Here is a 10,680-nt window from a genome sequence, read left to right as displayed (position 1 = left end):
GCCAGAACGACGATCCCCAGCAGGATGAGCGGAACGACCATGGCCGAGGATGAACTGGTCTGCTTTGCGGCGGCAACCGCCACCGCGGGCTCCATCTTGGGCGCAACAAGGTTGCCGGCGTTGGCGCCAGAGGCGATCAGTGCGACCATGACGGCCGACGAACAGAGCACTCGCTTCATTGCGGATCCTTTCGGGACAAAACGGGTTGACACAGTCAGGTGAAGTGTTGGTCACGACCCGATTTCCTGTCAAGCGGCCGCAGGTGCGGGGCGTACGGAAAGCGGGACACCGTGGCGTTTTCGACCGGGCGGCGCCGAAGCGAAGCCATGCGCCCCGACCGGGCGCGCCTGTTCGCCGTTCAGACGATGCGGAGTCGTCGGTTCGATCGGGGTCGGCCGCATCGCGTCATTTTCGCACCGCGGCGCGGTCGACCTGTGCAACCCTGTAGCCCTGCGCCGGGCAGCGGGCTATATTGACCGCGAGGCAGAAATCCTGTGGAGGTCAGCAGGGAATGGCAAAGAAGACATCGGCATCGAAATCCAAGGTCACCCCCGAACCCGAGGGAGACCTTGCGGTTCTGCCGGTCGCCACCGCGAGCGGTGACAGCAAGGCCGACGCCGCCGACGAAAATACCGTTGCGGCGCCGGTGATGCGCAAGAAGGATCTGGTCGACCGCGTGTTGAAGCGGACCGACGCCAAGAAGAAAGAGGCGCGCGAGATCATCGACGCGGTGCTGGAGGAACTTGGCCTGGCGCTGACGCGGGGGGATGAGTTGAACCTGCCGCCGCTGGGCAAGGCCAAGGTGAACCGGCAGCGCGATCTGGTCTCGGGCGAGGTGCTGATCGTCAAGCTGCGCCGCCCCGGACCGGGCCAGGAAAGCGGTGAGGAAAGCGCGGGCGCCCCCCTTGCGGATGCCGACGAGTGTGGCTAATACCCCCGCCGACGGGTGATTAGCTCAGTGGTAGAGCGCTTCGTTCACATCGAAGATGTCAGGGGTTCAAATCCCTTATCACCCACCATGCTTCGCTTTGCGCGCCTGGCCCCGCCGGGCGCGTTGGCGTTTCGGGGCAATGCCGGTGCGGCGAAGACGGCTGTCGGGCAGGCCCGGTTGACACCCCGGCGCGGCGTTCCTAAACTGTTCGGTTCAGATGCCCCGCCGCTGCCGGGGTCATATCCTCCGGGGCTGCGGTGAAAACGGTCGCGATCGTCATCCCGATGCACAATGAGGCCGAGGCCGCCGCGCCTCTGGTCCGTGCCATCGCGCGGGTCTGCGCGGGCCTTCCCGGCTTTGAAATCATCGCCGTCGATGACGGCTCGACCGACGACACCGCGGCGCGGCTGCACGCGCTGCGGGCCGAGGTGCCGCAACTGCGCGTGCTGCGCCATCCGAATGCGGGCGGGCAGAGTGCGGCGGTGCATTCCGGCGTGCAGGCCGCCGAGGCGGCGATCATCTGCACGCTGGACGGCGACGGCCAGAACCCGCCGGAGGAGCTGCCCAAGCTCTGGGGGCCGCTGCTGGCCGACACGACCGGCCGCATCGGTCTGGTCGCGGGCCAGCGGGTGAAGCGGCAGGACACGCTGTCCAAGCGGCTCGCCTCGCGCTTTGCCAACGGCCTGCGCGCCTGGGTGCTGGCGGATGGCACGCGCGATACCGGCTGCGGCCTCAAGGGCTTTCGCCGCGATGCGTTCCTGGGCTTTCCCTACTTCGACCACATGCACCGCTACCTGCCCGCGCTGGCCCGCCGCGACGGGTGGGAGATCGTGCTGGTCGATGTGGCGCATCGCGAGCGCAGCACCGGGCAATCGAAATACAGCAATTTTCAACGCGCGCTGGTCGGCATCGCCGATCTGGCCGGGGTCGCCTGGCTGATCCGGCGACGCAAGACGGCGCGCGCCACCGAATTCGCCGAACCCGCCGCACCGCAACAGGAAGAGGTCCATGCTTCACACGCTGAGTAGCTGGTTTGACGTCGACTCGACCAACGACATGATCTGGATCGGCATCGGCCTGGTCGGGCAAGTGCTGTTCACCGCGCGCTTTCTGGTGCAGTGGATCGCCTCGGAACGGGCGGGGCGATCAGTGGTGCCGGTGGCGTTCTGGTACTTCTCGATGAGCGGCGGCATGGTGCTGTTCCTCTATGCGCTGGCGCGGCGCGACCCGGTCTTCATCCTGGGCCAGTCGCTGGGCATTTTCATCTACGCGCGCAATCTGTGGCTGATCCGTGCCGAGCGCCGCATCGCCTGATCGGCGGGGATGGTTTGTCCCCGCGCTGGTGATCGTGCTGGGCGTCACCGCGCTGCGCGTCGGGCTGCTGGCGTTCGACCGGCTCGATCTCTTCGTCGACGAATCCCAATACTGGCTCTGGGGGCGCGAACTTGCGTTCGGCTATTACTCCAAGCCGCCGCTGATCGGCTGGGTGATCCGCGCCGCGACCACGCTGGCGGGGTCCGATGCGCCGTTCTGGGTGCGCCTGCCCGCGCCGCTGTGCCATGCGGCGACCGCGCTGATCCTCGCCCGCATCGCCGCCGAAACGGCGGGCAGGCGGGCCGCGGTCTGGGTCGCGGCGGGCTACATCACGCTGCCGATGGCGGCGGTGGGCAGCTTGCTGATCTCGACCGACACGGTGATGTTTCCGTTTCTCGCGCTGGCGCTCTGGGCCTGGCGGCGGGTGCTGGCGGGTGGGGGGCAGGTGGGCGAAGGACGGGGGATGGCGGCGCTGGCGGGCCTTTGCCTCGGGCTGGGCGCACTGGCGAAATACGCGGCGCTTTATGCCCTTGGCGGCGCGGCGCTGGCGGCGGTGCTGCTGCCCGGCGCCTGGCCCGGTCGGCGGCCCGCGCTGATCGCGCTGGGCACCACCCTGCTGGTGCTGTCGCCCAACCTGATCTGGAACGCCCTGCATGGCTTTCCGACCTTCGGCCACACCGCCGAGAACATCGGCTGGATCAAGGCCCCCGAGCGCGACCTGCGCCTGCATCCCGCCGCCCTCGCGGATTTCCTCGGCGGCCAGTTGGCGATCTTCGGGCCGCTGAGCGCGCTGATCTTCGCGGGCCTCGCGCTGCGCTGGCGCCGCCGCGCCTGGGCCGAGCACCTGTGGCTGCTCTTCGCGCTGCCCATCCTTGGCGTCGTCGCGGTCGAGGCGCTGCTGGACCGCGCCTATGCCAACTGGGCCGCCGCCGCCTGGCTGCCCGCCGCGCTGGTGGTCTTCGCGCTGGCCGCCCGCCGCCCGCGCCTGGGCGCGGCCACGCTGGCGCTGAACGCCGCGATCTGTGTGGCCCTGCCGCTGGCCACGCTGGCGCCGGGAGCGCTGACCAGGCCGGGCGGGCGCCCGCTGCTGGCGCGCTACCTCGGCCGCGCCGAGGTCAGCCGCCGCATCCTGGACGAAGCCCGGGCGGCGGGGGTGGCCGCCATCGTGTCGGATGACCGGAGCGTGCTGGCCGACCTGTTCTACACCGGCCGGTCTGCGGGCCTGCCGTTCTACGCGGCGCCCCCGGCCGGGTGCGCGCACCGCGGTTGCGCCACCGACCATTACGAGATGACGCACCCGGTGCCGCCGCACCTGCCCGGCGACGCGCTCTATGTCGGCCACGTCGCCCCGGCCTGCACCCCCGATGCCGCGCCGCTGGCCCCGATCGCGCCCGCGCCCGGCCTCTACCTGAAGCAACCGCTGGCGCTCTTCCGCGTTCCGGCGACCTGCTGGGCCGCGCGCTGAGCCCCGCGCACCCTTGCACCGCCGCCCCGCGCCGGGCTAGAGAGACCGCGCCGGGTGATTAGCTCAGTTGGTAGAGCGCTTCGTTTACACCGAAGATGTCGGGGGTTCGAGTCCCTCATCACCCACCACGCCCCCGCCAAATCCCTCGTGTGCGCCCCTGCACCGCGCCTGCGCGCCACTTCCCGAGGCGGGCGCGTCCCTTTTGCGCTACATTGCATACTGACCGCACCAGGAGGCGCATGATGAGCTGGAGCCCGCTGCTCGACCCGCAGATTCCGATCGGCGACGCTGTCGATGCCATCGAGGCCGTCATCGTGCCGCGGGCGCGCGATCTGGGCGGGTTCGAGGTGCGCCGGGCGCTGCCCTCGGCGCAGCGCCAGATGGTCGGCCCGTTCATCTTCTTTGACCAGATGGGCCCGGCTGAGTTCCTGACCGGGCAGGGCATCGACGTGCGCCCGCATCCACATATCGGGCTCGCGACCGTGACCTACCTGTTCGAGGGCCGGATGCACCACCGCGACAGCCTTGGCACCGATCAGTGGATCGAGCCGGGCGCGGTCAACCTGATGCTGGCGGGGCAGGGCATCACCCATTCCGAGCGCACCGACGGCCCGGCCCGGCTGGCGCCGCAGCGGATGTCGGGCATCCAGACCTGGCTCGCCCTGCCACTGAACCGCGAGGACGACCCCGCCGCCTTTGTTCATGCCGGGGCCGACGCGCTGCCACTGCTGGAGGGCGAGGGCAAGCAGGTGCGGCTCATCCTCGGCGCAGCCTGGGGGGCGCGGGCGCCGCTCGCGACTCCGTCCGAGACGTTCTACGCCGATGCGACGCTGGCCCCCGGCGCCACGCTGCCGCTGCCCGACAATCACGAGGATCGCGGCGTCTATGTGCTGTCCGGCGCCGTCACCGTCGCCGGTCAGACCTTCGAGGTCGGGCGGATGCTGGTGTTCCGTCCCGGCGACCGGCTTGGGGTCAAGGCCGGGCCGCAGGGCGCGCGGCTGTTGCTGCTGGGCGGTGCGACGCTGGAGGGGCCGCGCCACATCTGGTGGAACTTCGTCGCCTCCTCGAAGGAGCGGATCGAGGCTGCGAAAGAGGCTTGGCGCGCGGGCGACTGGAGGCACGGCCGCTTTCGCCTGCCACCCGGCGACGACGGCGAATTCATCCCCGCGCCGGATCGCTAATTTCGCGCTCCGCCGCTTGACGCCGCCCGCGGGGGTGCGTAAGAGGCACGTCACGTCCGGGAGGCGATCCGGGGCGGGGATGTGCGGTTGTAGCTCAGTTGGTTAGAGTACCGGCCTGTCACGCCGGGGGTCGCGGGTTCGAGCCCCGTCAACCGCGCCATTCCCCACCGGATCGCCCCGGACGCTGCCTTGCGGCAGACCTGCGCGGTTGTAGCTCAGTTGGTTAGAGTACCGGCCTGTCACGCCGGGGGTCGCGGGTTCGAGCCCCGTCAACCGCGCCAGTTTCCCTGTTGACCTTGCAAATAATTCCAAAAATGGAATATGTTGGCCATCCTCAGGAAAGGCCCGCCCGATGTCCTATCTCGACCAGGTGCCCGTAAGCCTCCTTGGTGTTGCCGCGCTGACGCTGGGCCTCGCGCCGTTCTTCCCGGAACCGCATATCTGGGAAAAGCTGAAGATGCTGGCCGCCGGTCAGCTGACCCGGCCGCTCGACATCTTCGACTTCGCGCTGCACGGCATCCCCTGGCTGCTGCTGGGCGCCAAGCTGGTGCGGATGGCCACGGCCTGAACTGCCCCGAGACCGCCGCCGGCACCACCGGTCGCGGCGGCTCTCAGTGGGTAACTAGACCGTGCGGTTCACTTTTTTCTCCGCAGCGGCTTCCCATCTGCTGAACACGGGCCGGGGGTTGCCGGGCATCGCAAGCGCGATAGGCCGACGCGACAACCCAGACGAGCCTGGAAGCAGACGGACCCGCTGGAGGGTCCACGAAATCGGAGATTCCATCATGAGCAACAAGTTCATTCCCGCCGCAATCGTTGCGATCCTCGTCGCCTCGCCGATGGCCGTGCTGGCCAAAACCCAGGGCGACTACGACAACGCCATCGTGCAGTCGGTCAACGCGCTGACGATGTCGGTCACCCTGAAGGACGGCACCACCCTTGAGGTGGTCAGTCAGGCGTTGCTGAATGAACTGACCCCCGGCGCCCGTGTCGACCTCCACTTCCGCGACCTCGACGGCAGCATGGCCGTCACCGAAGTGCATATCGACGGCTGAGCCGGGCGCACCGGGGAAGACGGGCGGAGGCCTGCGGGCCTCCGTTTTCGGTGGCGGCGGGTGCGTCCGATGCATCTCCTCGCGCGGCCGTGATGACGCGGTTGGGCCCGATGCGATATGATCGCGTTCACGCGGCGAACCGACCCGGCCGGAAAGGCCGGGCGGACGGAACAGGTTGAGGCCGGCGGCCGCGGGTCCGGGCAGCCTATGGGAGCAGGAATGATGCGCAAGAAGATTGCAACGGGACTGGTGGCCCTCGCGATGGCCCTGACGCCTCTGGCGGCGTCGGCACATGTGTCGAAGGGCGTGGTGAAGTCGGTGAATATGCACAAGATGATCCTTCGCCTGCAGGATGGCAGCGCCTTCACCCTGCCGAAGGGCTTTTCCGAGACGCTGACCGCGGGCGAAAGCGTCAGGCTGACCTGGGCCATGTCGGGCAAGCGCCACCTGATCAGCAAGGTCACCGTGGTGAAGTGACGGCCCCTGCGGCCGCAGGCCGGAGGCCCCGCAGGGCCTCCGGCAATCCATCCTCAGGCCAGCGCGGCAAGGATGCGGGCCCAGCTCCGGATGCCCTTGTGGAAGCTTTCTACGTCGTACTTCTCGTTGGGCGAGTGGATCTGGTCGTTGTCGCGGCCAAATCCGATCAGCATCGCATCCATCCCGAGGATCGACTTGAAGTAGCCCGCGATCGGGATCGAGCCGCCGCAGCCGACATAGGCCGCGGGCCGCCCCCATTCCGCCGTCAGCGCGGCGCGCGCCTTCTCGAAGGCCGGATCGTCGATCGCCATCTGGCCCGCGGGCGAGGCGCCGTAGCTGTGGAAGCTGACCTGACAATCGAACGGCACCAGCGCGCGGATGTGGTTGCGGAAGTTCTCGCGGATGACCAAGGGATCCTGCGTGCCGACCAGCCGGAAGCTGATCTTGGCATGGGCCTCGGACGGCAGCACGGTCTTGAAGCCGTCGCCGGTATAGCCGCCCCAGATGCCGTTCACCTCGCAGGTCGGGCGCGACCAGACCATTTCCAGCGGTGTGCGGTCATGTTCGCCCGCGGGCACCGACAGGCCGACATCGCCCAGGAACTTCGCGTGGTCGAACGACAGGCTCTGCCACTGCTGGCGCACCGCGTCGGGCAGTTCGGGCACGCCGTCATAGAATCCGGGCACGGTGATGCGGCCGTTCTCGTCGTGCAGGCTCGCGATGATCGTCGACAAGACCCGGATCGGGTTCATCGCCGCGCCGCCATACATGCCGGAATGCAAATCCTTGTTCGGCCCCCGGACGGTGATTTCCTCGCCCAGCAGCCCGCGCAGCATGGTCACGATTGCGGGAACGGTGGACTCGAACAGGCCGGTGTCGCAGATCAGCGCGATGTCGGACCTCAACTCCGCCGCGTTCGCCTGCATGAACGGGATCAGCGAGGGCGAGCCCGATTCCTCCTCGCCCTCGAAGAACAGCGTCAGGTTCGGCGGCAGCGCGCCGTTCACCTCTTTCCACGCCCGGCAGGCCTCGACAAACGTCATCAACTGGCCCTTGTCATCACTCGCGCCGCGCGCCCGGATCAGCTTGCCCTTGGGGCCGTCCTGAATCTCCGGGTCGAACGGGTCGCGATCCCAAAGCGACAGCGGATCAACCGGTTGCACGTCATAGTGGCCATAGAACAGGATATGCGGGCCGGTGCCGCCACTATGCGCCACCACCATCGGATGCCCGGTGGTCGGCCGTTTCGAGGCGGTGAAGCCAAGCGCCGTCAGGTCCGCCGCCAGCCAATCCGCCGCGCGGTCGCAATCGGCCTTGTAGGCCGGATCGGTCGAGATCGAGGGGATGCGCAGCAGGTCCAGCAGGCGCTCGGTCGCCGCGGGCAGGGTTTCGTCGATCCGGGCAAGCACGGCGTCGAGTGACATCGGGGTCTCCTTTTCTGGTTGCGGGCAAGCCTAGCACCGGCGCCGGTCGAGTCCAGTGGCCGGGGCGGGGCGGCAAATTGCCCCCTTGGCCTTCCGCGCCATTTGACCGATATCAAGGCGCAGCGCGAACGGGCGCCTTACTGCGCTCCATAGCAACCCGGCGCGAGGGACTTGGAATGACTTACGACTCATCGCTTGATGCGGCCCTGCAACGTCTGCACGACGAAGGCCGCTATCGGACGTTCATCGATATCGAGCGACGCAACGGGGCCTATCCGCACGCGGTCTGGCGCAAGCCGGACGGCACCGAGAAGGAGATCACCGTCTGGTGCGGCAACGATTACCTCGGCATGGGGCAGCACCCGGTAGTGCTGGCCGCGATGCACGAGGCGCTGGACGCCACCGGCGCCGGGTCGGGCGGCACGCGCAACATCTCGGGCACCACGGTCTATCACAAGCGGCTGGAGGCGGAGCTGTCCGACCTGCACGGCAAAGAGGCGGCGCTGGTGTTTTCCTCGGCCTACATCGCCAATGACGCGACACTCAGCACGCTCCGGACGATCTTCCCCGGCCTGATCATCTATTCCGACGCGCTGAACCATGCCTCGATGATCGAGGGGATCAAGCGTGGCGGCGGCGAAAAGCGCATCTTCCGCCACAACGACGTGGCGCACCTGCGCGCCCTGCTGGCGGCTGACGACCCCGCCGCGCCCAAGCTGATCGCCTTCGAATCGATCTACTCGATGGATGGCGACTTCGGCCCGATCGCCGCGATCTGCGACCTCGCGGACGAGTTCAACGCGCTGACCTACCTCGACGAGGTCCACGCCGTCGGGATGTATGGCCCCCGCGGCGCCGGCGTCGCCGAGCGCGACGGCCAGATGGGGCGGCTCGACATCATCAACGGCACCCTGGGCAAGGCCTTCGGCGTGTTCGGCGGCTACATCGCCGCCAGCGCGAAAATGGTTGATGCCATAAGGTCTTACGCGCCGGGCTTCATCTTCACCACCTCGCTGCCGCCGGTCATCGCGGCGGGTGCCGCCGCCTCGGTGGCGCACCTGAAGACCGATCAGGCCCTGCGCGACCGCCATCAGGCCGTGGCCCGCACGCTCAAGCTGCGGCTGAAGGGCCTCGGCCTGCCGCTGATCGACCACGGCAGCCATATCGTGCCGGTGCATGTCGGCGACCCCAAGCATTGCAAGATGCTGTCGGACATGCTGCTGGAGAATTTCGGCGTCTACGTCCAGCCGATCAACTACCCGACCGTGCCGAAAGGCACCGAGCGGCTGCGCTTCACCCCCTCGCCGGTGCATGACGCGGAGATGATCGACGGTCTGGTTCAGGCGATGGATCAACTCTGGTCACATTGTGCGCTGAATCGCGCCGAGATGTCTGCCTGACGTCTTCTGCGGGTGCATCCATCACGCCCCTGTGTTACGTCTTCGACAAGGTAATCGCAGGCTGAGTCGCGCCCGCGCACGCCACTTAACCGCTATTAAGACGGAACAGGCATGAGGCGGATCGCATGATCGGGCGTAGGGGCAGGCCCTCGGCGAAGGATGAGGAGAAGCCGAAAGGCTTCGACGATTTCGAGCTGAAACTGGGTGATCTGATGCGCGGCGAACGGGCCACGCTGGGCAAGTCGCTGCTCGATGTCCAGCGCGAGTTGAAGATCAAGGCGACCTATGTCGCGGCCATCGAGAACTGCGATGTCTCGGCCTTCGAGACACAAGGATTTGTGGCTGGCTATGTCCGCTCCTACGCCCGGTATCTGTCGATGGACCCGGAACAGGCCTATGAGCGGTTCTGCAAGGAAGCCAATTTCACCGTCGCCCACGGCATGTCGGCCGCCGCCTCGTCGGTGCGCGCGGCGCCCAAGGCGCGCCCGAAACCCGAACACCGCGACCCGCTGGCCAACCCCAACGCCACCTTCGTGCCGCACGGTCCCGGCCTCTTCTCGGGTGTGCAACCCGGCGCGGTGGGCTCGGTTCTCGTGCTGCTCGCGCTGATCGGCGTGGTCGGCTACGGCGGCTGGAGCGTGCTGCAGCAGGTGCAGCGTGTGCAGGTCTCGCCGGTCGATCAGGCGCCCGGCGTGGTGGCCAGCCTCGACCCGCTGGCGGGCGTGGCCAAGCTGCCCGCAGGGGCCGCGACGGGCGCGGGCGATCAGGTCGCAGGCGTCACCGTGCCCTCGGCCGATGCGCTCGACCGGCTCTACCGGCCGCAGCCGCTTGACGTGCCGGTGCTGGTGCCGCGCGACGGCCCGATCGCCGCGATCAACCCCGACGCGGCCGCTCAGGATGCCACGTCGGCGCCGGCCGATACCTCGATCGCCGCCGCCCTTGCCGCCGCCGCGGGCACCACGCCCGCCGACACCGCGCCCAAGGTCGTCGCCGACGCCGCCCCGCCGGTTCAGATCATGGCGGTTCGCCCGTCCTGGGTGCGGGTCTCCGCCACCGACGGCACCGTGCTGTTCGAGAAGATCCTCGACGCCGGCGAGAAATGGACCGTTCCGCAGACCGAACAACCCGCGCGCCTGCGCGCCGGCAACTCGGGCGCGATCTACTTCCTGCTCAACGGCAAGGCCTATGGCCCCGCCTCGCCGGGCTCGCAGGTCGTCAAGAACCTCGCGCTCAGCGCCGAGAACCTGCAGTCGAGCTACAGCGTTGCCAACCTGACCCGCGATCCGGCGCTGGCCAAGGCGGTCGCCGTGGCCGACGCCAGCACGAAGTAACGCCAAGGATTGCCGCGCCGGTGGGGATGCCCTGGCGCGGATCAGGGTCTTGCGAAAACAATCGGATCGGAAAATGCGTTCGCGCGAAGCGAGAGGCAGCGA

At 68.3% G+C, this 10,680-nt stretch carries 11 protein-coding genes and 4 tRNA genes; 14 read left to right on the top strand and 1 reads right to left on the bottom strand.

Annotated elements, in window-relative coordinates; all coding sequences use genetic code 11:
• Positions 1-511 precede the first annotated feature (511 nt).
• The 12 genes from AC11WY_RS13555 to AC11WY_RS13500 all read left to right on the top strand — a co-directional run bounded on the left by AC11WY_RS13555 (position 512) and on the right by AC11WY_RS13500 (position 6,423).
• On the top strand, positions 512-931 hold the full coding sequence (locus AC11WY_RS13555; RefSeq protein WP_482926356.1) for an HU family DNA-binding protein: 420 nt from the start codon (positions 512-514) through the stop codon (positions 929-931).
• 13 nt (positions 932-944) lie between these two features.
• Positions 945-1,019: transfer RNA gene (locus tag AC11WY_RS13550), tRNA-Val, on the top strand.
• A gap of 169 nt (positions 1,020-1,188) precedes the next feature.
• Positions 1,189-1,959, top strand: a complete 771-nt coding sequence (locus tag AC11WY_RS13545) for a glycosyltransferase family 2 protein (RefSeq protein WP_482926354.1) — start codon at positions 1,189-1,191, stop codon at positions 1,957-1,959.
• Complete coding sequence (locus tag AC11WY_RS13540; RefSeq protein WP_482926352.1) at positions 1,940-2,245, top strand: lipid-A-disaccharide synthase N-terminal domain-containing protein; 306 nt, start codon at positions 1,940-1,942, stop codon at positions 2,243-2,245. The genes AC11WY_RS13545 and AC11WY_RS13540 overlap by 20 nt, the downstream gene beginning before the upstream one ends.
• The gene (locus tag AC11WY_RS13535) at positions 2,223-3,710 is read left to right on the top strand and encodes an ArnT family glycosyltransferase (protein ID WP_482926350.1); all 1,488 of its coding nucleotides are present in this window, start codon (positions 2,223-2,225) and stop codon (positions 3,708-3,710) included. The genes AC11WY_RS13540 and AC11WY_RS13535 overlap by 23 nt, the downstream gene beginning before the upstream one ends.
• A gap of 52 nt (positions 3,711-3,762) precedes the next feature.
• A tRNA-Val gene (locus tag AC11WY_RS13530) sits at positions 3,763-3,838 on the top strand.
• 114 nt (positions 3,839-3,952) lie between these two features.
• Positions 3,953-4,891 carry a pirin family protein gene (locus tag AC11WY_RS13525; RefSeq protein WP_482926348.1) on the top strand — a complete coding sequence of 313 codons (939 nt, stop codon included), beginning with the start codon at positions 3,953-3,955 and terminating at the stop codon, positions 4,889-4,891.
• Between the two features lie 83 nt (positions 4,892-4,974).
• A tRNA-Asp gene (locus tag AC11WY_RS13520) sits at positions 4,975-5,051 on the top strand.
• Between the two features lie 44 nt (positions 5,052-5,095).
• Positions 5,096-5,172: transfer RNA gene (locus AC11WY_RS13515), tRNA-Asp, on the top strand.
• Positions 5,173-5,243: 71 nt separating this feature from the next.
• Entirely contained in the window at positions 5,244-5,459 is a 216-nt protein-coding gene (locus AC11WY_RS13510) for an RND transporter (RefSeq protein WP_482926346.1), read from the top strand.
• A 217-nt stretch (positions 5,460-5,676) separates the two neighbouring features.
• Positions 5,677-5,946, top strand: coding sequence for a hypothetical protein (locus tag AC11WY_RS13505; protein WP_482926344.1), 270 nt, complete (start codon positions 5,677-5,679; stop codon positions 5,944-5,946).
• 222 nt (positions 5,947-6,168) lie between these two features.
• A complete protein-coding gene (locus tag AC11WY_RS13500; RefSeq protein WP_482926342.1) occupies positions 6,169-6,423 on the top strand; it encodes a hypothetical protein in 255 nt (84 codons plus the stop codon).
• A gap of 53 nt (positions 6,424-6,476) precedes the next feature.
• Here the strand turns inward: AC11WY_RS13500 and AC11WY_RS13495 are convergent, their stop codons facing one another.
• Positions 6,477-7,847 (bottom strand): M20/M25/M40 family metallo-hydrolase, encoded by a 1,371-nt coding sequence (locus AC11WY_RS13495; RefSeq protein WP_482926340.1) that lies wholly within the window; start codon positions 7,845-7,847, stop codon positions 6,477-6,479.
• A 176-nt stretch (positions 7,848-8,023) separates the two neighbouring features.
• On the opposite strand from AC11WY_RS13495, the gene hemA reads away from it, so the two are divergent.
• Both hemA and AC11WY_RS13485 read left to right on the top strand, forming a co-directional pair.
• Positions 8,024-9,247, top strand: a complete 1,224-nt coding sequence (gene hemA / locus AC11WY_RS13490) for a 5-aminolevulinate synthase (protein WP_482926338.1) — start codon at positions 8,024-8,026, stop codon at positions 9,245-9,247.
• A gap of 125 nt (positions 9,248-9,372) precedes the next feature.
• Positions 9,373-10,578, top strand: a complete 1,206-nt coding sequence (locus AC11WY_RS13485; RefSeq protein ID WP_482926336.1) for a helix-turn-helix domain-containing protein — start codon at positions 9,373-9,375, stop codon at positions 10,576-10,578.
• Positions 10,579-10,680: the final 102 nt, after the last annotated feature.

It is taken from the genome of Solirhodobacter sp., from assembly GCF_964715405.1.
This window is presented reverse-complemented; position numbering and strand designations above follow the sequence as displayed.

Excerpts from the sequence above, each read along its gene's own strand:
- AC11WY_RS13555 (WP_482926356.1), top strand. The coding sequence starts at position 512 with ATGGCAAAGAAGACATCGGCATCGAAATCCAAGGTCACCCCCGAACCC.
- AC11WY_RS13540 (WP_482926352.1), top strand. The coding sequence starts at position 1,940 with ATGCTTCACACGCTGAGTAGCTGGTTTGACGTCGACTCGACCAACGAC.
- AC11WY_RS13525 (WP_482926348.1), top strand. The coding sequence starts at position 3,953 with ATGAGCTGGAGCCCGCTGCTCGACCCGCAGATTCCGATCGGCGACGCT.
- AC11WY_RS13510 (WP_482926346.1), top strand. The coding sequence starts at position 5,244 with ATGTCCTATCTCGACCAGGTGCCCGTAAGCCTCCTTGGTGTTGCCGCG.
- AC11WY_RS13505 (WP_482926344.1), top strand. The coding sequence starts at position 5,677 with ATGAGCAACAAGTTCATTCCCGCCGCAATCGTTGCGATCCTCGTCGCC.
- AC11WY_RS13500 (WP_482926342.1), top strand. The coding sequence starts at position 6,169 with ATGCGCAAGAAGATTGCAACGGGACTGGTGGCCCTCGCGATGGCCCTG.
- AC11WY_RS13495 (WP_482926340.1), bottom strand. The coding sequence starts at position 7,847 with ATGTCACTCGACGCCGTGCTTGCCCGGATCGACGAAACCCTGCCCGCG.
- hemA (WP_482926338.1), top strand. The coding sequence starts at position 8,024 with ATGACTTACGACTCATCGCTTGATGCGGCCCTGCAACGTCTGCACGAC.
- AC11WY_RS13485 (WP_482926336.1), top strand. The coding sequence starts at position 9,373 with ATGATCGGGCGTAGGGGCAGGCCCTCGGCGAAGGATGAGGAGAAGCCG.